This window comes from Bacillus sp. EAC, assembly GCF_002156875.1.
Classification (GTDB): Bacteria; Bacillota; Bacilli; order Bacillales; family Bacillaceae_G; genus Gottfriedia.
In genome coordinates this window covers 138014-159442 of record NZ_NCSY01000014.1, presented here as the reverse complement: position 1 = coordinate 159442, position 21429 = coordinate 138014, and the positions used below count along the sequence as shown (strand labels likewise).

Genomic DNA, 21429 nt, shown 5'->3' with positions numbered 1-21429 from the left:
AATAATCCCTTTATGAGTTTTATTCCTTTTCTTCTTTAAATATCTGTATCAAAAGTATGATTTAGTTCAATAAGGATTGAATTTTAACTGCTACCTCTTTAGGTCTGATATCAATTGAAGAAAGCTGTTTTATTTCCATCCAAATAGGTTGATATGTACCTCTATCCCTACTTATTTCGGTATATTCTTCACCCTCACCAGAACCAACTTCTCCTTCAATTATTTCAGATAAGAAAAAATATTGCATTCCATTAAATTCAACCTTTTCAATGCATTCTTTAACATTGATCTTAACTCCTAATTCTTCAAATGCTTCTCTTTTCGTTGTCTGTTCAGGTGTTTCTCCTTCCTCAATTCCTCCACCTGGAAATACATAATAAACACAATTATTTCTATTTCTTTTAATCAAAACAACTTTTTGATGTTCAATTATTATTGCAGATCCTCTATTTCTCAAAAAGGTTATCTCCTTTTAGCTAGCTTAAATTAAATATTGTAACGTACACTATTCAATTAATTCCTGTGTCAGGCCTATAAGTTACAACAAGTTATTTTGTTGGCAAGAATATCTTTATGTCTTTTTGAAAATTTAAGTAAATCAAAATTCCCGTTTTCTATTAATTTTTTTATTCTTTTCGCTTCATCCCAAGCCAAATTATAGAGATTTCTATCAATAACTCCAGTATTTAGGGCATCCTCAAGTTCATCTATATCTATTAAAAAAACTTCTCCAGTCGGAAGAACAATAATATCTAAATATAAATCATCCATCCAAGGTACACCGTTTTCGATGCCATTTCGATAACATATATCGATATACCACTGAACAATTTCTCCGTCAAAATTAAACATTGTAGTTAGAGAATAATGCTCATCAGAAGGGAAGTGCTGGAGCCAACTAAATCCGTCATTAACAATACATACCTCTTTTTCTTTATATTGAACAATTAATGGCTCGGAGACTTTTTCAATATTTAATCAAGTTACATATCCTTTAAACTCCTTCGTATTTAAAAACGATTGTAAATAACTTCTTTTTAAAACACGCTTCCATTTAGAACGGTCTCCAAATCTTCTTTCTAACATTCTTATCCTCCTAAAATAGTAATCTATTAATATTAAGATTACTTACCCATTATTTAATTAAATTGTCAGAATGTAAAATAGGAACTGATTGCTCAGCTCCTAGCTATTGTTAAACTAACGCATGCCTTAACTGAGTATAGGAAAGTAATCCAATAAGAGTAATTTACAATTCTGGCGGAATTTTATAAGTAACTTTTCCATCTCCATCTAAAATTTCCATACGGGGAATATCGTTTTCATCTACTACCATTCTGATTCGAGGTTTTCCTTTACTGTCTGAAAGCTGAACCGTAACTTCTCCCTTTGAATTTTTCCCCATAAACGCACGAGGCGTATTACCTTCCCAAACTTTTTCTAACTCTTTATCCATTTCCTCTTCAGTTAGATCGGAATTTTGTAGACTGTGTGTTTTTTCAATAAGTTCTGGTAAAGGTGTATTAGGTCTATCATAAACTGAAAAACCGTAATTCCTTTGACCATTCTCATCAATATAATGCATTTGTACAACTTGATCTTGTTTATACTGATCAAAAGTCAATGTTGCATACGATTCATAGTTTCCGATTTCATCTTTTTTACTTCCAAATATGAGACCTCCACACTCATCACCTTCTCCGTTATAAAACATTAATCCAGCTATCGGATCTTCCTGCCTATGACCGGGAAGAAAGTCTTTTCCATCCATAATTGCAGGTGGAATATTATCATTATTAAAAAGTTTCATCCGTACTGTTCCATCTTTATCAACAATATTTATATTTTCTACATTAATATTTTTAAAATCTGCCATTTTAATAACCTCCTATCTAGCAATATATAGGTTCGATACTTTCTATTAATATTCCTTTTCGAATTAACGTACTACATATGCTATTTGGTGTTAAATTATCTAAACTAGACAAGTTCTTAATCCAAACATTCTATTAAAAATGAAAAAAGTACAGACCGAAAGAAAATTCCAGTCTGTACTTCGCCATTCTATTTCATTCGCTTTTTATACACCTTCATCGAAATTACATAAAACAAAATTCCAATTCCTACTAACCATATAATTGCTGTTACAATCGCACCAGAGTCCGGCTGCCCAGCCAAAAGTGAACGCACACTTTCGGCAATTGGTGTCATCGGCTGATTTTCGGCAAAAGCGCGAAGTTTGCTACCCATATTGTTTGTCGGAACAAATGATGAACTTACAAACATTAGCCCCATTAGTAAATAAGAGAACACGCTCGCACCTTCGTATGATTTTGACATAAGTCCGCATGCTACTGCCATCCAAGTGAAAGAGAAAATGATGAGCAGGATCATTCCCCCTGCTAGTAGCCATTCAACAAAATCAGCGTGAGGACGGAATCCCATGAGAAATGAAATGAGAATTACCGCAACAACTGATAATAAGTTTAAAATCAATGTTGAGATGACATGCCCACCCATTATGGATGATTTGGCGATTGGCATGGAATGGAATCTGTCAAAAATTCCTTTAGTCATATCTGTATTTACTCGGACTGCTGTATAGGAAATCCCCATTCCAATACACATAAGCAATACACCGGGTACGATAAAATTCACATAATCAACTTTATCCATAGTCATGGCACTTCCGAAAATATAGACAAAAGCAAGCATAAGCATAATCGGCATGAGAATAGTTGTGATAATCGTGTCAACACTTCTGAGTGAATGTTTCATCACCCGACTACTCATTGTAAAAGTATCACTGAAAAAATGTTTTCCGTTCATTACTATTCCCCCTTCTTTGTCGTAACAGCGAGAAAAATTTCCTCAAGTGTCGGTTGTTTTTCCACGTATTCCACTTTTTTAGGTGGCAGAATTGATTTTAGTTCATCCATTGTGCCTTGCACGAGAATTTTTCCTTCATGTAAAATAGCAATGCAGTCAGCTAATTGTTCGGCTTCTTCTAAATATTGGGTAGTGAGAAAAACGGTAATACCAGCTTTGACCATATCACGAATTACATCCCATAAAGCCAAACGTGCTTCCGGGTCAAGTCCCACAGAAGGTTCATCAAGAAAAACAAGTTCCGGTGACCCAAGTACTGTCATTGCTAAATCCAAGCGCCGTTTCATACCGCCTGAATACGTAGCAAGAGCTCGATCACCAGCTTCTATTAAATCAAAGCGACGTAGGCTTTCCTCAACAGCTGTTTTTCGATCAGGCAAGTGGCGAAGTTTTGCTACTAGATCGAGATTTTCACGCCCAGTCAAAATATCATCTACCGCCACATTTTGTCCGGTTAGGCTGATTTTCTCACGTACTTGTTGCGGGTTCGTTTGAAGGTTGACACCACAAACTTCTATTTCCCCCTTATCTGCTTGCAGTAAAGTAGTTAAAATTTTAATAATTGTTGTTTTACCGGCACCATTTGAGCCTAATAAAGCGAAAACACTGCCTTTTTTCACCTCAAAATCCACACCTTTTAATACTGGGACATTTTTGTAGGATTTTTCAAGTCCTCTTACTGAAACAGCAAAGTTACTCATCTTTTTTCCCTCCCAATTCTTTTAAAATACTTTCATTTAGGTTCTTACGCCAGTTAGCAGTGTAGGTTTTTGCATTTTCCAATAATTCATCACAGAATGAAGCAACGTCTTCGCCAGTAATTTCTAAAACTTGTTTGCCATCTGCTATACCTGCTTCAAATAAATCAATTAATTCATATTGAATTTGCAGCATATCGAAACCGTTTCCTGCAGCAAAATTCCACATATATCCTTGAATTTTTTTATATACGAATTGATAATCCTCAGGAAATTTTTCCACTCTTGCCATCATTGCCTTATACTCTTTTTTATCTCCAACCATTTTTTTCAGAAAGTCTAACATTTATTTTTCCTCCTTTAATGTATTTATTTTTGATGATACAAAATCCCATTTTCCCCAAAATTGTTGTAATTCCTCATCCCCAGCTTCGTTTAATGAATAGAACTTACGAGGCGGGCCCATTTCAGAACGTTTTTTCTCTATATTTACTAATTCTTTCTTTTCCAGTCGTACCAAAATGGTGTAGACTGTACCTTCGACGACCTCTGTAAATCCCAGGTCATTAAGGCGGCGGGTAATTTCATAGCCGTAAGTATCACCTCGACTGATGATTTCCAGTACACAACCCTCCAACGAACCTTTGAGCATTTCTGTTAAATTTTCCATAGCATACACCTCCTTAATTAAATTGATTTTCGTTCTATTTAGTAAAGATAAACTGTAACTTGGAGCGGAGGGTTAAAAATATCAATAGTATCTTAATAAAACCACCTCTCGAGCTAATTAGTAATACAGATATTTAGTGTCACTTAGTACTAAAACGTAGCAATACCGAATAGCTTATGCGTTAAGGATTTTATTTGATAATTCTTCTATGAACGCTCTTTAGCTATCTAGCATTACTGATATTCTGTGTTACTTAGTAATAGTATATTGTATTACATAGTAGTTAATTTTGTTCCTCTTTTTTTAAAATATTTTTTTAACTATATAAACTATATAGTGTTACATATATTCAGTATTACTTAGTACCATTACATCGTAACACTAAGTAGCGAACTTATCAAGCAGTTACGTAAAAAAAATAAAATAATTTGTTTTTTACCAATGTAATAAAATCTATAATCCCCCACCATCTGTCCACTTAGGTGAAGACAGGAGCGATCGTTGTTCCCTAAGATATATATATAAATTCTTATATAAGCCACTCTCAATTTTTCTCTTAATTCATTGTATTCACGTTCTAGCTTCTTAATGCGGTTCAGTTAGGAAGCAACCAAGCCATCTTTGTTATACTCATTAATCTCTCGTTTGATCAACTTAGATGTAATGGCCAAGTTTGTTGCTTACGTAATCCCGTACATAATGTAAAAAAAGAGGAACTATTCCATCATATTGGACATAGTAACCTCCTCTAATTACAAAAAATTTTGGGACTCATAATAAATTGGGTGCTGTTACGTTTCTTCTTTATCAATATGACCACAAGGAGTTAAAACCAATAGCGTTAATGAATATCATTACTTCTTTTCGTAATACTCCATGGAAAGTTCAATTCTATATGATACATTTCTTTAAATGTAGTAAAATTGCTAGTTCAACTAAAACTGCCATTTCCTAAAACAAAAAGACTGCCGAAGTAGCCAGATGTTCTTCACCTATTGCATGCATTTGTTGAACATGGAACAGATTTCAGCTCAACCCCCTAAATAAGAAAAAACAGCTAGTTATTTAAACTGGCTGTCTTTGAAAGTAACATATAAATGTATTAAGAAATAAATCTAGAAGTTAGGCTTTAAATATCCAGTTTACGAGTACCAATCCATTTCACCATTTCAGGATCCCTGTGAGAAAAGAACAAGCTTTCCTTCGTATCTAATGCAGCAATTTTTTCCATATCTTCTTGGCTTAATTCAAAGTCAAAGATATTGAAGTTTTCGATAATTCTTTCCTTACGTACCGACTTTGGAATCGCAACAATTCCTTTTTGTGTCAACCATCGTAAAATAACTTGTGCAACGGATTTATTGTACTTTTCAGCAATTGAAGATAAAATTTCATCTTGAAACATGTTATTTTTACCTTCAGCAAATGGTCCCCATGACTCTATCTGAACGTTATTTTCTTTCATAACCGAATGGCTTTCAATTTGCTGACAGAATGGATGCGTTTCAACTTGGTTTACAGAAGGAACTACTTCATTATGAATAATAAAATCAGTCAGACGGTCCGGATAAAAATTACTAACTCCAATCGCCCTGATTTTACCCTCACGATACAATTCCTCCATCGCGCGCCAAGAACCAAATACATCTCCAAATGGTTGATGGATTAAATATAAATCCAAATAATCTAATTGCAATCTTTCCAGTGATTTTTCAAATGCTTTCTTTGTTCGTTCGTATCCTGTATCTTGAACCCAGAGTTTTGTCGTAATAAACATTTCTTCTCTTGGTACACCACTACGCTTTATTGCTCTGCCGACTGCTTCTTCATTTAAATAAGATGCAGCAGTATCAATCAAACGGTAACCTGCTATAATTGCATCGTAAACAGCTTGTTCACATTCATTTTCATCTTGAATTTGAAAAACACCAAAACCTAAAATAGGCATCTCTACACCATTGTTTAATTTTACTTTTTCCATAAAAATTCCTCCTGTTTTTTTAATTCTGAACATACTACTTACATTAATAATATTTATTGGTGCTAGTCTATTTGTTACCCCATGAACGAAAGGACAGCCTCTGAACCCCAAAGTTAAAGTTTAAATTTTTGTTTTCTGAAATTGTATAATGGTTAATTTTTCATCGTATTCTTATTATGCAATAAATGAAAAAGCTACCGTTATCCAATTCTTATCAAATGATTGCCCAATACTCTCAAAGCACTTATATTCCAGAGCAATCTATATTAAAATGAATACTAGAATGAAATATGAAAAAAGGAGGATTATATGTCTGATCAAATCTATAAACACCAATCAGATCTCATTAAACTCATTGAGAGTCACACAGATCAGGATGGGTCTCATGCGACTGCAATTCCTTCTTTATTTTTCTCCCGTTATTCTAATGTTACTGGACCACATTATGGAGTTTACAAGCCTTCTATGTGTATCATCGTTCAAGGTAAAAAGGAGGTAGTATTGGCAAAAGAGCATTATGTATACGGTCCAGCCGATTACCTGATTTCCTCTGTAAATTTGCCAGTTACCGGAATAGTCACAGAAGCCTCTTCTGAAAATCCATACTTGGCACTCAAACTCGAATTTACACCTAATCAAATTTTGCAGGTTTTACAGGATTCACAACTTGTTATTAACCAGAAAGAAAATGCTAAAAGAGGCATGTATGTAAGCCAAATAGAGTTATCTCTATTGGAAACGGTAAACAGATTAGTTCGTTTGCTTGATCATCCTAATGATATATCAGTACTTGCACCACTTATTATGAAGGAAATCATTTATAGAGTTTTACAAGGACAGCACGGGTTAACTCTAGGACAAATAGCTATAGAAGGCAGTTCCGCCAATCAAATAGGTGACGTTGTCGACCATATCATGATTAATTATAACCAGTCTTTTCGAATTGAAGACCTAGCGGAAATTGCAAATATGAGCGTTTCTTCGCTTCATAGGCACTTTAAAGTGGTGACAGCAATGAGTCCCATTCAATTCCAAAAACAACTAAGGCTACAGGAAGCGCGTCGGATATTATTATCTGAGTCAACAGATGCCATTGAAGCAGCATTCCGAGTAGGTTACGAGAGCCCGTCTCAATTTAGCCGTGAATATTCCCGATTATTTGGTTTACCACCAAAAGAAGATATTAACCGCTTGAAGGCAACATATTTATAATGAATGCATTAATCCGTTTATTGATTAATGCATTTTTTTTATCTTATTTTATTCAGAAGTTTTCTGGGTATATAGTTAATTTTGTGTAGAAATATACTTAAACTTTCCTGCCCTTTAGCCCAATAAAAAAGATCGACTTAATGAATAATCGACTAAAAATAAGCTGTCGATTATTTCTCGACAGCCTGATGATGTACTTTAGTATCATCCTATTTACCTTTTTATTAGGCAGGTTCAACTTTTGTTGCTATATAACCTGAGCCATTCCATTGGAGATACACACGATATTTTTGCGAGTCTTTTGCTTTTGCTGAAACAGTCCCGACTGAGCCGCCTGGGTTGCTTTTATCGCTCCCCAAATACCATACAGTCATATTACTTTGATCTATTCCAGTTGCAGAAGAAATTGTTTGCAGCATCTCCTGCCAATCTTGAGAACTTGAATCATAGCTTGTAATATGTTCCAACCCCGTTTGTGCAGGTGTTTCCGGAGCAATTGTTGAACTTGACTCCGAGCTATCAGATGAGGATGAATTACCAGCTGATGCTGTATCACTATTCGTTTGATCATTTTGAGTTTGATTTTGGGACGACGACCCTTCATTTGATTCATTGATTGTTGAACTTTTTTTCGCAACTGAGGCATGAACACTTTTTTCGGATGCAGCCTTGTTATCTCCCGACGAATAAATCGAAAACGACACAAATGCAATAAGTATTAGTACGATTACAATTGATCCGTATAAAATAATTTTAGTTTTTTTTCTTTTCGCTCTTGACGTTACACGTGAATTCCCTTGAAAATTATTCAATCTAACCACTCTCCCAAAACTGAGAATGTCAAAATTCTACCATGTGTGGTGAAAAACTTGAAGCTTTTATCACAAAATTAACCATTCCGTAATACAACTGATAAGTTCCTTTTTCATTACCAGACACACATACGTTAGTTCAATAAGAAATAGGTCTAATTTTGGACTTTCCCCTGTCAAATCAAATTGTCAACCATCCATCTCTTACTGGCTAATTCCCCCAAGTCTTTAAATCATTTTTTCTATTCATTTTCAGTTTACTTCTTATTTTCACGATATTATTTAACATTTCACTATAAATTTGATAAGAATCTTGTAGTTTTGTAAACTATCTCTCAAAAAAAACACATGATCTAGTAAATAATTCCCCCAATTTACTGATAATAAAGGCTTAAGTTAAAATAAAGTTAATACCATAAACTTGTATACTTTAATTCTTTGAGATTTAAGTAAAAAGGTGGATATAATATGCGCATACAAAAATTAGAGATACTTGTTGAAGTTGCTAAAACAGGTTCTGTTTCCACTGCTGGTAAAAATCTTCATTTAAGTCAATCAGGAGTTAGCCAGACTATTACACAAATAGAAGAAGAGCTAAAGGTCAAAATATTCAAACGTTCTCGTTTTGGGGTTACTTTAACAGAAGTTGGATCAGAAATTGTTAAAAAATCAATTGAAGTATTGCTGAAATATGAAGAATTAGTTGAGAGAGCTCGCAAAAGTGCAGATATTCATTCAAATAAACTACGAGTATCTACAATTCCAACTTTAATAACTTATTTATTAAAACCTTTAAGGGAATTTAAAAAACTACATTCGAATTCAAATTTCGAAGTTGAAGAAAATGCAACAGAGCATACCCTTGAAATTGTTCAAAAGAATTTAGCAGATATTGGAGTTATTTGCATCTATGGAGAAAATATAAAAAATTATGTGGATTTAGATATCGATGTAATCCTTGAAGGAAAAATGAAAGTCTATGTAAGTAGTGACTCACCTTTTGCCAATACGAAAACGATAACTACTAACGAAATCCTTAAACAATCGGTAGTCCTATATAACGGTGATTATACAAAGTATTTTATTAATAATTTTCAACTTACATTTGGAATATTGAATATTTTATTTTCATCAAACAACATTAGCGAACTAACAAGAATAATCTCAAGTGGTTTTAGTATAGGCTTTGCTCCAGATTTTGCTATGAAAAATAATACTTATCTATTAGAAGGCAAAATTGCTGAAGTAGATATAACTGATTATGAACCAATAAATGTTGCTCTCGGGTTAATCCGGCCAAAGAAAAAACAAACTTCTAAAATTGAGGAACATCTAATCAAATTTCTTAAAACTGAATTGCATTGTCATTTAAGTTAAACACTTGATCCGATTTATTTTATTACAATCTATATAATTGAGATTTGTGTGAACAACCTTCTATTTTATCATCTTAACCATCAGTATATTCACACTAAAGCTCGCCTGAAATTGGATAACTTTTGATAGCTTTTTGTTTAGTTAAATCAAAAAAGCCGACTTCCTTTTTTGAAATCGACTCTAAAAATCGTTATTGAACTAACGAATGCGTTTGTTACAAAATTGCCAAAGTAAGGAAAATTGTTGTATCAGGCTATATTTATTGCCCGTGCAGCTAAAACAGCTACTATTAGAAGTGAGATAGATGATTGAATCATCATAAAAATCTTAGCCCTTTTGGAAATAACCATCGTATCGGTTGGACTGAATGCTGTATTTGTATTGAAAGCAAGATATAAATAATCAAAGAATGACGGCGTCCATTTTTCCCATCCAGGGATTTCGAAGGTCATTTGAGGAAATAAAAAATCGATTGGTTCACTTTTTCCACTATGTCTCTTTAATGGACCTCCTGCGTCTATTTCCCAATACCATACTGCAAAAACCCCAATATTGATAATCCAAAGCAACCCTGCACTCCGGAATAAACTCGCTGCACTAGCAGTATGGTGGAACAATGCATAAATCAAAAATGACACACTGCTGACTAAGCCTATCGTTATTACTCCAATTATACCAATGGACAAAATACGGGTCCATCCATGATGTCCGCGAACTATACTTATTACCATTGGTACAAGTAGAATGATTACGACAGTAACTATTGTCCAACTGGGACCTAGTGTTAATTTTTCCGAAATAATACTAAGTAGCGTACCAATGATTAGTACTGTAAATAAGAATGCTCCCCGTGGAACTTTAAAATGGTGGTTATCTGAAAATTGAGATTCCCGCAATTGCAAACTCCTCTCTTTTTTAATTCGCAGAATATCATAATGAATATATTTTTATGTAAAGAAACATGTAATTTAATAATAGATAATATGTTATGTTAGCTTATGTTTTGTATTGTAAAATTATTTAATTCAAATAATCAATAATTAATTCTAGTTAACTAATTAATGGACAAATTAGTTTTCTCTTATTCAACAAACCTGCTAGTTACTTCAATAAAAAATGAACCACATCTGTGGCTCACGATCTTCAACTAACGCATGCGTTAGTTGAATAAGTTTATATTTATTCATTTTATATTTCAAGCGAATTACCTTCTTCTAAGCCATAGTATTTCGTCTCCAAGAATAGTTGTCATATTCAACTTTAGAAATAAACTAAAATATATTTCACATAGAATAACTTTATAACAGAGAATTTCTCCACGAACTCAAACCTATTAGATTAATAATCTTTTAGTTCAATCTCATTGGCAGCTTTAGCTATCATTTTCGTAATCATCTTAAACATTACGCTCATAATGATGGGGAATCTTATCATTAAATTGCGCAGTAAAATTTTGAAGTTTGATTTTTCAATCATACCTCCAGCAGTTAATAGTCCTATTTTTTGATTTTTCTCAACAAAATTTCTCATCTCTTGTTCATAGGAAACAAAAGACTTGGTGTAATCACCATAAGTAGCTTTGAGTTCACCTGCCAGTACATAAGCTCCGACAAGCGCCAGACTAGTGCCTTGACCCGAAAGGGGTGATGGACAATATGCTGCATCACCTACCAATGTCACCCGACCTTTTGACCATGTCGGCATGTGAATCTGACAAATTTCATCAAAATAAAAATCTGTAGCTTCTTTCAAATTTTTGAGTAGTCTCGAGGTTTCCCAACCAGTAATTTCTTCAAAAGTAACATTAATAAGATTCTTTTGTTCTTCCAGATTATAGCGGTCGTACTTAAGTGTTTCTGATTGGAACAAGAACATGCCCTTTGCCTCAGTGTTATCACGTGCACTATACATGCCAACAGTTTTACCTGGGATAGTATAAAGCATCTGGCAGTGGTCGAGGTTAAGGTAATTGTTAAGATTGAAAATTGAGATATAACAGCCAAGAGTACGTTTAAACTGTTCTTCGTCACCAAAAGTCAAGGTACGCACATTTGAATGGAGCCCATCCGCACCAATGATCAAATCAAAAGTCTGTGGCTTTCCATAGGTAAATTGGACTTCTACCCCTGTTTTAGTCTCATGTATTGATGTAATTGAATCTCCCCAAATGTATTCAACCCTATCTTTGGTCAAATCGTACAAAATGTTACTAAGATCCTCCCGCAAAATTTCAATGTCCAGTCCCTCTTGATTACCTAGACTTGCTTCGCTTATTTGACCTTGAATCTTACCTTTTTTGTTCACGAAGTAAACACCATTCATACGAGTATCTGCTGCACGAACTTGCTCAAGAATACCCATCCGTTTAAGCACTGAAACGGCAGCTCCACGAATATCAACACCATATCCACCTGAGCGCAATGTGGGCGCACGTTCTATTACCGTTACGTCAAAACCAAAACTTTGAAGCCAGTGGGCTAGTGCTGGACCAGCAATACTCGCACCGGAAATAAGAACACGCATCGTTTGCTTCATACTTGCTTAATCACTCCATCCAATTAAAGTTAAACAACATAACAACAGTATATTCATGGCTTTTTTACTTATGTACTTAACCTAATCCCTTCAAATTCACTCCGATACAGATCCACAGAACTAACCTGTCCGCTAGTCCAATTAAAAAAAGACTACAGAAGCAGTCTTCGATTTTCAACTAACGCATGCGTTAGTTGAACAAGGATTTGTTTAAATTACCAAACCCATTTAGTTTTCATACTAAACAACACTATAACTTCGATAAATATACGAATTTCTCCCCATTATAGTTTTTTCATTTCGAATGTTTGTGAAAAATTCCTTCTAACACATGAGAACAATTTACCAAATTAAGCAAATTTATTTAATGGTAAAATATGGATAATTCTTCTCATCTCATTAAAAGAATCTAATAGTTTTTCCCTATTGATACATTGCACAAATTAATTTAGTATAAACATCTATTCATCATTTACAACTTCGAGTTAATCAACACTTAATATTAATTCTTACTTCATTCTCGTACTTAATTACTTCAACATTTAACTAAATTTCAACCAACTAATAACCTTCTATTCTCTAAAATACTACTCGTGTATGTTTCTACATTTTTAGATTTTTTTCTTACAAACTTATGATTTTATGTTGCTTATTGTCGATAAAAATAAAACTATTCAAAATTTAAAAAATAGTTTGAAAACTATTTTTGAGCGTGTTACGATAAGTTTCGTTATCACTATTTGTTAACCTAAACTTAATATTTGGTTAACATAAAAACAGGAGGAGTTTGGATGAATAAAAAAGTTTTAGCAGTTGGTTTGTCAGTCGGTTTAGTAGCTAGTACATTGGCAGTAACATCTACATATGCTGCACCTAAGAATGTTTTATCCAATTACAAGTACAACAAGTCTGTTGGTTCACCTGAATTTGTTTCAGGTAATTTAACAAAACCATCCTCTAAAAGTGCTGAGAGCGTTGTCCATGATTATGTGAATGCAAACAAAGAGAAGTTCAAGCTGGGTTCGAAGTCATCTGAAGAATCATTTATCATTAAATCTAACAAAAAGGACAAATTAGGTTCTACTGCTCTTCGCCTTCAACAAGTATATGATGGTGTTCCTGTTTGGGGATCAACTCAAACTGCACTAGTAGCGGATGATGGAGTTTTGACTGTTTTCTCTGGTACAGTTGCCCCAAATCTTGAAACTAAAAAGGGACTTAAAGGTGTAAAGAAAGTAAATGCCAATAAATCGATTAAAATTGCAGAAGAAGATTTAGGGTATACACCTGAATATGAAAAAGATCCAACCGCTGAGCTAGTTATTTATCCAAGTGGGGATGAAGCAACTTATGCTTATCTAGTAAACTTAAACTTCCTTTCTCCAAAACCAGGAAACTATAACTATTTTATTGAGGCTTCTACAGGGAAAATTTTAAATAGCTATAATAATATTGATGAAGTACACGGACAAACTACATCTGCAACTGCAACTGCAGCTAGTAAGCCTGGTGGTACAATTGCTGGAACGAATGTTTCGGGAACTGGAAACGGGGTTCTTGGAGATTCTAAGCTGTTAAACATGACGCTTTCTGGATCAACTTATTATTTACAGGATAATACAAAAGGTGGAGGCATCTTCACATATGATGCAGCAAATCGCACTCGTCTATCTGGTTCTCTATGGGCAAGTATCGACAACTTACTAAATAGTTCATATGATGCCGCTGCAGTTGATGCCCATTATTATGCAGGTAAAACTTACGATTATTATAAAAATGTTTTTGGTCGTAATTCTTATGATGGAAATGGTGCTGTATTAAAGTCTAGTGTTCATTATAGTCGTAACTATAACAACGCATTTTGGAACGGTAGCCAAATGGTTTACGGTGATGGAGATGGATCTACATTCATTCCATTATCAGGTAGCGTAGACGTAGTTGGGCATGAGCTTACACACGCAGTAACAGATACTACTTCAAGTTTAATCTATCAAAATGAATCTGGTGCTTTAAATGAAGCTATCTCTGATATTTTTGGAACACTTGTTGAGTTTTATGATAATCACAACCCTGATTATGAAATCGGAGAAGATATTTACACACCTGGTGTTGCAAATGATGCGCTTCGTTCGATGAGCGATCCAACAAAATATGGTGATCCTGATCATTACTCAAAACGTTACACTGGAACAGCTGATAACGGTGGAGTTCATACAAATAGCGGAATTATAAATAAAGCTGCTTATCTATTAGCAAAAGGTGGAACACATTATGGTGTGACAGTTACAGGTATCGGTAACGATAAATTAGGTGCAATCTATTATCGTGCAAATACTGTTTACTTAACTGCTTCATCAACATTTAGTCAGGCTCGTGCTGCCCTTGTTCAAGCGGCCGCAGACCTTTATGGTGCAACTTCAGCTGAAGTTACTTCTGTAAAAAAATCGTTTGATGCTGTTGGAGTAAACTAAACAATTTATTTGTAACATTTATATAATTTTTATCACCATCTAGTCCATAAAGACAAAGCCGACTTCTATAATAGAAATCGGCTTTGTTTCAATCAAAATTTTACCTTTATGACTACATTTTTAAAATTTTCGTTCCTTATAAAGTTTAACAATTCATTAAATATAATTCGAGTTGCTTTCTGATCCAATTAAAGCTGTTATTAATGACCACAATTCAATTAACGTAAAATAATCGTTCCATTAATATTAATCGTAATCGAATCTTTTCTTTCACTTTCAAAAAAATTCTCTGGCTCTCGTTCTTCATAAAGTTGTATGATTGCTTTCTCTATTTGCCCACTAAACGGAAATTCTGGCACTGGATAGTTAAAGCTTACTGATGTTAATCTGTCCCTTCCTATATCCAACCCCTCAACAGAAATTAAAAAAGGTAATGTACGTGGCATAAAAATTGAACCAACAAGTTGATCGTTTATATAAAGTCTTCCCGTGCCCTTAATAATCATTTCTCGATTAAAATCAAATTGGATAGTTGAAAAACCTATAGGAACTTCGATAGAAGATTCAACTCTATAGACAGTGCCAACATAATTATATTCATATACTAAATAATTGTCTTTTATATATAATGTATATCCACTTGAATGATTGCCATGCGCTATTAATACTCCTTCATCTGAACTGTCCCATCGAAAGATTGTAATAATAATAGAGTAAGATGTAAGAGTTAGATTAGGAGCAACACTTGTAGGCAAATAAGCCATGCCGGGATAGAATACAAAAGTGGTTCTCCCCTCCTGCAAACCGTTATACCCTTTTCTAAACACATTGTCGTCTAGTGGTAGTACATCGTATTTTACAGCTTCTTGCCACCATATTTCTTGAAGCTCTCTTAATTTCCCTGGATATTTTTCTGCTAGATTATACTTTTGCGAAAAATCTTCGTTGACATTGTACAACTCCCATTGATCTTTATAAAAAGGGATGCCTGTTTTATGATACGTTACAGCAACCCATCCATCATGCCATATTGCTCGATGTCCAAGCATTTCAAAATATTGTGTTTTTCTATTGGAAGGAATATGTGGTTCGGTAAGTGAATCCATCATACTTACACCATGAATAGACATCTGTGGAATTCCTTGATAAACCTGCGGTGCATCAATGTTTAAGATGTCAAGTATAGTAGGAGTAATATCGATTGCATGGTAAAATTGGGAGCGAACTCCTCCGCGGTCTGGAATACATTGAGGGTATTGAATAATGAGCGGGACATGTGTCCCTCCATAAAAAGTATTTTGTTTATAATATTTAAATGGAGTATTACAAACTTGAGCCCACCCTTTCGGATAATTTGGCCTTAAGAGAGGTCCTCCAATTTCATCAATATATTTATACATTGTTTCAACGTTTTCTTCGATTCCATTGAAGAATGCGGAATCATTAATGGAACCATTCCAGCCACCTTCTTGACTACCTCCATTATCAGAAAGTAAAACAATCAAGGTGTTATCTAACTTATTCTTTGATTCTAGGAAATGAAGAAGTCTCCCAATTTGCTGATCGGTGTGAGTTAGAAAGCCAGCATACGTTTGTTGAAACTTGATAAACAATTCTTTTTCTTTTATTGTTAGTTCATCCCACGCCTTAATTCCGGGGTTACGTTCAACGAGCTCTGTGTTTGGTGGAATCACTCCCATTTCATTTTGTCGTTTGAACCTCTCTTCCCTTATTCGATCCCATCCTTTATCATAAACTCCTTCATATTTATCAATAAATTCCTTTGGTACTTGATGCGGTGCATGCTGTGCGCCAAAAGCTATATATTGAAAGAATGACCGGTCAGGTGTGACTGAAATATGATCAGCCAAAAATTCCAGCGTTTTATCAATTAGGTCTTCTGATAAATGATAATTAGAATAATTAGGCCTGGGTACTCGATGATTATCGTATACTAAATCTGGTGAATATTGGTCAGTCATTCCTAATAAGAATCCATAATATCGTTGAAATCCTTTTGAAAGTGGCCAATTATCAAAAGGTCCGCTTGAAGCTGCTTCATGACCAGGAACCAAATGCCACTTCCCAACCATATATGTTGCCATTCCATTCATCTTTAATATCTCAGCCAAAGTAGTAGCAGTATCTGAAATTCTTCCTCGTTTATTAGGGTATTCAGGACCCCAATCTATTTCGGTTATTATTCCTACACCCACCGCGTGGCAGTTACGACCTGTTAGAAGACTAGCCCGTGTTGGAGAGCACAATGGAGTTACATTAAAGTTATTGTAGCGTAAGCCATTTTTAGCTAATGAATCAATATAGGGCGTTTCAATTTCAGAACCAAAGCATCCTAATGCTGAGTACCCCACATCATCCAAAACAATATAAATTACATTGAGGTCAGTTTTTTTGTCTGAGCTTTTAGGTTCCTCTCTAATCTCCAAGACACTCAATCCCTTCTTACTGAATACTTAGAACTAGGTTCATAGTTAATTGGAATCCTATATTAAGTTATTTATTATTTGAGTTTTTTATTTATGAAAATTCATTTAAAAACTTTAGGCTGTTTGTGTAAACTTTGTTGCGAGGAGATAAAAAAAGAACTGTTTAAACAAAACAGTCCTTCTTAGTCTTTACCAACTACGTGTTTGGGCCAAATTGAATTTGGTTTTTTACTTTTCGAAGTTTTTCTTTCTATTTTACATCCAATGCCATTTTTAAATATTCAACTAACATAATAGATTGCTCCTTCATCTTTAGATCTTCCTTTGATAGGATTGCGTGGTCAAGTGCAAGCCCGTCAAAAAAAGAGACAATGGATCGAGCTATAATTTCACTAGTATACTTCTTGCTAAATTCTTTATTTTTTTGTCCTGCTTCAATTACTTCTGAATATAGTTTCAAACCATAACTATATCGCTTTTGTCCATATTTCCTTCTACGCTCGTCGTTTCTGCCCGTAATGAAAAACTCTAAATTACTTGAAGCTAATGGATCCATCTGATCATCTGGCTCTCGACCTTCACCAAACATTCTAAGCAATAGTAATTCCCAATACGAATCTACCTTTTCACCTAATAACTGACGTGTTTCATTTAGAACTCGGGATAATGCTTCATCTAATATTACTTCATATAATTCTTCTTTATTAGAAAAATATTGATATAATCCCCCTCTACTAACATCTGCGGCATCCATTACATGTTTCATAGTAGTCCGTTCATACCCATATTCTATAAATACTTGTTTAGCTGCCTCTACTATGTTAGTTCGACGTTGCTGTAGGTGCTCCTTGCTGACTTTCGGAGACATCTTTCTTCACCTGCTCTATTTTATTTTTTGTTAAGAACCCAATTAATGAGACAAATACTAAAAGTGATGCTGTAATGATAAACGTCGGTATGACACCTATTATTGTTGAGAGCCAACCTCCTAGTAATGGGCCAATAATCGTTGCGGTTGTCGTTACACTACTAATAACGCCAAATACTCTGCCTGTTAAATGGACTGGCGTTTCTATTTGAACGGATGCTTGAAAAGGGACAAACACAAATCCAGCAGTAAATCCCGCAATTAGCCCTAATACTGGCCCCCAAATGATTGAATAATCAAAATTAAAATGAGTTAATACAGCCATGATACCAAAGCTAAGTCCTATTCCGCAAACCCCTAAAAGCATTAGCGTATAGGCACGGTAATCTGTCTTTTTAGCTAAAAGCAGACCAGAAAAAAACATCCCTACACCTGATCCTGTAACTATATATCCAAATAAACCGGGAGATGCGTTTGGGAGCTCTCTAAGTAAAACAATGATTTGAGAGTCTGATAGCTGTAAGATTAATAGACTGAATCCTAAAAATAGCATTCCTACTAATATTTGTGTACTCGATTTAATAAAAGTAATACCTTCTAAAAATTCTTGTTTAAATGATGATTTTTTTTCTTTTTTGCTTGGCTCCGCAGCAATTTGTTCAACAGCTTTAGGTAAGAAGCAAATTAATATCGCTGACAAGATAAACGTAACAGAGTCGATATAAAAAACCGGTGTAGTACCAACTGCAGCAACCAATATTCCACTAATGATTGGACCCAATACTTTAGTAGTCGAGTCGATCATTGATGTTAAAGATATAGCACTCTTCATTTCGCTATTTGAAACTAATTCTTTTAGCTTTCCGTTTTTTGCCGGATTGAAAACAGCAGAAAACAGCCCAATCGTAAACAAACAAATATAAACTAACCATAATGTATCTGCTAAAGCAAGCAATAAAAATAGCCCAGCGCGAACAACATCAGATAAGATCATTAAAGTCTTTCTACTAAACCGATCAGCTACAGTTCCTGCGACAGGTCCTAATAACGCCATAGGCACTGCAAGACACAAGATGATAAATGATACTTCGATTGGTGTAGCATTCCATTTCAATCCGACAAGTGTAATGATGGCAACAATACTTAACCAATCGCCTATACTAGAAATTGCCTGAGCAGTCATTAATGTTAAATAACCTTTATTTTTCATTAATTCTTTCAAATGATTTTTTCCTCCTTTCAAAAACGACATTAGTGTCGTTTTATTTAAAATTATAACGACACTAACGTCGTTTTTCAATCACTTTTCATTCTATTCTGAATTTTTTTATAAAATTACTTAGAAATACAAAATAGCTTATACAACTTAATGAGGTTTTTATTAATTTAATTTCATATTTTAAAAATAATACATGCTGCCTTTATTTAAACCAAGTAACAAACATACTCTTAAGAACTATTAAAAATAACACAATAAAGCTCCACCCTCTCCTTAGTAACTATTAATCTGTTGTAAATCACTCTTCCTACTTAAGTACATAAACAAATAAAAAAGCCATATCCCCTATAACACATACGGAACATGGCTTTTAGACGCATTAAAAAGTGAAGTCGCTATTTTCCAACGACTTCACTTTTTAAATTTTAAAGATGTTATGACTTATTTTAATACTTTCCCAATGGCTCTACCAGCTTGTCTTCCTGAAAACAAGCATCCACCTAAAAATGTTCCTTCCATTGAACGATAGCCATGGACGCCACCGCCTCCGAAACCAGAAACTTCACCAGCTGCATATAAACCAGGAATTGCTTCTCCCGCAGCGTTTAATACATTTCCGTCTAAATTAGTTTGAAGGCCTCCAAGCGTTTTACGACTCACTAAATTTAGTCGAACAGCAATTAATGGACCATTTTTCGGATCTAAAATTTTATGAGGTGGTGCAACACGGATTAATTTATCACCAATATAATTACGTGCACCTCTTAAAGCTGTAACTTGTAAATCCTTCGTAAACTTATTATCTATCTCTCGATCACGTGCTTTTAATTGGCGTTCAATTTCATCCAACTTGATAAGATTTTCACCAGTCAGTTTATTCATCCCAGCAACTAATTCTTCTAAACTTTCTGCAACGATAAAGTCCTCTCCTTTATCCATAAAAGCTTTGACTGGTCCAGGAATTCCAGCAGTTGCTCTCTTCATTACTTGTTTAATACTTTTACCAGTTAAATCAGGATTTTGTTCAGATCCTGAAAGTGCAAACTCTTTTTGGATGATCTTTTTCGTTAAAATAAACCATGAATAATCATAGCCAGTTTTCTGAATTGCTTCTAAAGTTCCTAACGTATCGAAGCCAGGAAAATTTGGCGCAGAGAATCGTTTCCCCGTTGCATCAAACCAAATTGATGATGGACCTGGAAGGATTCGGATTCCGTGATGACTCCAAACAGGATTCCAATTTTTAATCCCTTCCGTATAATGCCACATGCGATCACGATTGACGATTCTACCTCCAGCTTCTTCGGTAATCCCAAGCATTCGACCATCAACATGTGCAGGTACACCTGAAATCATCTTCTTCGGTGGAGTGCCAAGTCGAGTTGGCCAATTTTGACGAATTAAATCAAAGTTTGCACCGATTCCACCACTCGAAACTAATACTGCATTCGCTTCATATGTAAACTCACTAACAACTTCCCGTGAACTATCTTCTCCACGTTCTGCATTGCTTGGCTCTAGGAGTGAACCACTAACGCCAACAACTGTCCCCTCATTTGTTAGTAATTTATCAACACGATGTCGCGGACGAAATTCAACAAGCCCATTTTTCATATGCTCTCTTACTCTTCGTTCAAAAGGAGCAACCACACCAGGTCCTGTTCCCCAAACTACGTGGAACCTGGGAACCGAATTACCATGACCATCAGCAAGATAGCCACCTCGTTCTGCCCAACCAACTACTGGAAAAAATCGAACACCCATATCATAAAGCCACTGTCTCTTCTCACCTGCTGCAAAGTCAACATATGCCTCGGCCCACTTTTTCCCCCAATAATCTTCATCATCTTCACGATCAAAGCCCGCTGTTCCTAGCCAATCTTGCCAAGCTAATTCCTTTGAATCTTTAATCCCTAATCTTCTCTGCTCAGGTGAATCAACTAAAAATAATCCTCCAAAAGACCACCAAGCCTGTCCACCTAAAGAAGCCTCTGGTTCTTGATCGATTAACAACACTTTTTTCCCTGCATCAGCAATTTCAGCAGTTGCAACAAGCCCTGCCAATCCAGCCCCAACTACAATCACCTCGAATTTCTCCATCACATATGCCCCCTAGACATTTATCTCTTAACTATATTCAGCTAGTTTAATATTGAATGAAAAATCCTTATACTTCAACTTATTTTAACGCTTAGAAGTTTAGATTTCTAAATTTTCAGTTATCAATTAAATGATACATTACATTTTGAT

Annotated in this window: 18 protein-coding genes; 3 read left to right on the top strand and 15 right to left on the bottom strand. The window is 34.8% G+C overall.

The window, feature by feature from the left end; all coding sequences use genetic code 11:
- Window positions 1-61: 61 nt before the first annotated feature.
- The 8 genes from B7R65_RS19365 to B7R65_RS19330 form a co-directional block, all read right to left on the bottom strand.
- Window positions 62-457, bottom strand: a complete 396-nt coding sequence (locus B7R65_RS19365) for an NUDIX hydrolase (RefSeq protein ID WP_088044477.1) — start codon at window positions 455-457, stop codon at window positions 62-64.
- Between the two features lie 74 nt (window positions 458-531).
- Entirely contained in the window at window positions 532-918 is a 387-nt protein-coding gene (locus B7R65_RS19360; protein WP_256941422.1) for a ribonuclease FAU-1 family protein, read from the bottom strand.
- A gap of 331 nt (window positions 919-1249) precedes the next feature.
- Window positions 1250-1876 (bottom strand): hypothetical protein, encoded by a 627-nt coding sequence (locus tag B7R65_RS19355; RefSeq protein WP_088044476.1) that lies wholly within the window; start codon window positions 1874-1876, stop codon window positions 1250-1252.
- Between the two features lie 188 nt (window positions 1877-2064).
- Window positions 2065-2829: an ABC transporter permease gene (locus B7R65_RS19350; protein WP_088044475.1), complete on the bottom strand. Its 765-nt coding sequence runs from the start codon at window positions 2827-2829 to the stop codon at window positions 2065-2067.
- Between the two features lie 2 nt (window positions 2830-2831).
- Window positions 2832-3590, bottom strand: coding sequence for an ABC transporter ATP-binding protein (locus B7R65_RS19345; protein ID WP_088044474.1), 759 nt, complete (start codon window positions 3588-3590; stop codon window positions 2832-2834).
- A complete protein-coding gene (locus B7R65_RS19340; RefSeq protein WP_088044473.1) occupies window positions 3583-3933 on the bottom strand; it encodes a DUF1048 domain-containing protein in 351 nt (116 codons plus the stop codon). The genes B7R65_RS19345 and B7R65_RS19340 overlap by 8 nt, the downstream gene beginning before the upstream one ends.
- A complete protein-coding gene (locus tag B7R65_RS19335) occupies window positions 3934-4257 on the bottom strand; it encodes a PadR family transcriptional regulator (protein ID WP_088044472.1) in 324 nt (107 codons plus the stop codon).
- Between the two features lie 1129 nt (window positions 4258-5386).
- The gene (locus B7R65_RS19330; protein ID WP_088044471.1) at window positions 5387-6238 is read right to left on the bottom strand and encodes an aldo/keto reductase; all 852 of its coding nucleotides are present in this window, start codon (window positions 6236-6238) and stop codon (window positions 5387-5389) included.
- Window positions 6239-6547: 309 nt separating this feature from the next.
- On the opposite strand from B7R65_RS19330, the gene B7R65_RS19325 reads away from it, so the two are divergent.
- Complete coding sequence (locus B7R65_RS19325) at window positions 6548-7450, top strand: AraC family transcriptional regulator (RefSeq protein WP_088044470.1); 903 nt, start codon at window positions 6548-6550, stop codon at window positions 7448-7450.
- 224 nt (window positions 7451-7674) lie between these two features.
- On the opposite strand, the gene B7R65_RS19320 is transcribed toward B7R65_RS19325, so the two are convergent.
- Entirely contained in the window at window positions 7675-8262 is a 588-nt protein-coding gene (locus B7R65_RS19320; RefSeq protein ID WP_179194932.1) for a YrrS family protein, read from the bottom strand.
- Window positions 8263-8730: 468 nt separating this feature from the next.
- Between B7R65_RS19320 and B7R65_RS19315 the strand changes: the two genes are divergently transcribed.
- On the top strand, window positions 8731-9639 hold the full coding sequence (locus B7R65_RS19315; RefSeq protein ID WP_088044468.1) for a LysR family transcriptional regulator: 909 nt from the start codon (window positions 8731-8733) through the stop codon (window positions 9637-9639).
- A gap of 248 nt (window positions 9640-9887) precedes the next feature.
- Here the strand turns inward: B7R65_RS19315 and B7R65_RS19310 are convergent, their stop codons facing one another.
- Window positions 9888-10535, bottom strand: a complete 648-nt coding sequence (locus B7R65_RS19310; RefSeq protein WP_256941417.1) for a DUF1345 domain-containing protein — start codon at window positions 10533-10535, stop codon at window positions 9888-9890.
- A 442-nt stretch (window positions 10536-10977) separates the two neighbouring features.
- A complete protein-coding gene (locus B7R65_RS19305) occupies window positions 10978-12174 on the bottom strand; it encodes an FAD-dependent monooxygenase (protein ID WP_088044466.1) in 1197 nt (398 codons plus the stop codon).
- A gap of 791 nt (window positions 12175-12965) precedes the next feature.
- Here B7R65_RS19305 and B7R65_RS19300 point away from each other — a divergent pair.
- Window positions 12966-14645 (top strand): M4 family metallopeptidase, encoded by a 1680-nt coding sequence (locus B7R65_RS19300; RefSeq protein ID WP_088044465.1) that lies wholly within the window; start codon window positions 12966-12968, stop codon window positions 14643-14645.
- 218 nt (window positions 14646-14863) lie between these two features.
- On the opposite strand, the gene B7R65_RS19295 is transcribed toward B7R65_RS19300, so the two are convergent.
- From B7R65_RS19295 to B7R65_RS19280, 4 genes are all read right to left on the bottom strand, one after another.
- Window positions 14864-17092, bottom strand: coding sequence for an arylsulfatase (locus B7R65_RS19295; RefSeq protein ID WP_256941416.1), 2229 nt, complete (start codon window positions 17090-17092; stop codon window positions 14864-14866).
- Between the two features lie 250 nt (window positions 17093-17342).
- On the bottom strand, window positions 17343-17960 hold the full coding sequence (locus B7R65_RS19290; RefSeq protein WP_088044464.1) for a TetR/AcrR family transcriptional regulator: 618 nt from the start codon (window positions 17958-17960) through the stop codon (window positions 17343-17345).
- On the bottom strand, window positions 17914-19182 hold the full coding sequence (locus tag B7R65_RS19285; RefSeq protein WP_256941415.1) for an MFS transporter: 1269 nt from the start codon (window positions 19180-19182) through the stop codon (window positions 17914-17916). Before B7R65_RS19285 ends, B7R65_RS19290 begins: the two co-directional genes overlap by 47 nt.
- 438 nt (window positions 19183-19620) lie before the next feature.
- A complete protein-coding gene (locus B7R65_RS19280; RefSeq protein WP_088044463.1) occupies window positions 19621-21279 on the bottom strand; it encodes an FAD-binding dehydrogenase in 1659 nt (552 codons plus the stop codon).
- Between the last annotated feature and the right edge of the window lie 150 nt (window positions 21280-21429).

What these genes read in the sequence shown, in the direction of transcription:
- B7R65_RS19350 (WP_088044475.1), bottom strand. Translation starts at nt 2,829, where the DNA reads ATGAACGGAAAACATTTTTTCAGTGATACTTTTACAATGAGTAGTCGG.
- B7R65_RS19315 (WP_088044468.1), top strand. Translation starts at nt 8,731, where the DNA reads ATGCGCATACAAAAATTAGAGATACTTGTTGAAGTTGCTAAAACAGGT.
- B7R65_RS19325 (WP_088044470.1), top strand. Translation starts at nt 6,548, where the DNA reads ATGTCTGATCAAATCTATAAACACCAATCAGATCTCATTAAACTCATT.
- B7R65_RS19305 (WP_088044466.1), bottom strand. Translation starts at nt 12,174, where the DNA reads ATGAAGCAAACGATGCGTGTTCTTATTTCCGGTGCGAGTATTGCTGGT.
- B7R65_RS19330 (WP_088044471.1), bottom strand. Translation starts at nt 6,238, where the DNA reads ATGGAAAAAGTAAAATTAAACAATGGTGTAGAGATGCCTATTTTAGGT.
- B7R65_RS19290 (WP_088044464.1), bottom strand. Translation starts at nt 17,960, where the DNA reads ATGTCTCCGAAAGTCAGCAAGGAGCACCTACAGCAACGTCGAACTAAC.
- B7R65_RS19345 (WP_088044474.1), bottom strand. Translation starts at nt 3,590, where the DNA reads ATGAGTAACTTTGCTGTTTCAGTAAGAGGACTTGAAAAATCCTACAAA.
- B7R65_RS19355 (WP_088044476.1), bottom strand. Translation starts at nt 1,876, where the DNA reads ATGGCAGATTTTAAAAATATTAATGTAGAAAATATAAATATTGTTGAT.
- B7R65_RS19340 (WP_088044473.1), bottom strand. Translation starts at nt 3,933, where the DNA reads ATGTTAGACTTTCTGAAAAAAATGGTTGGAGATAAAAAAGAGTATAAG.
- B7R65_RS19280 (WP_088044463.1), bottom strand. Translation starts at nt 21,279, where the DNA reads ATGGAGAAATTCGAGGTGATTGTAGTTGGGGCTGGATTGGCAGGGCTT.
- B7R65_RS19300 (WP_088044465.1), top strand. Translation starts at nt 12,966, where the DNA reads ATGAATAAAAAAGTTTTAGCAGTTGGTTTGTCAGTCGGTTTAGTAGCT.
- B7R65_RS19335 (WP_088044472.1), bottom strand. Translation starts at nt 4,257, where the DNA reads ATGGAAAATTTAACAGAAATGCTCAAAGGTTCGTTGGAGGGTTGTGTA.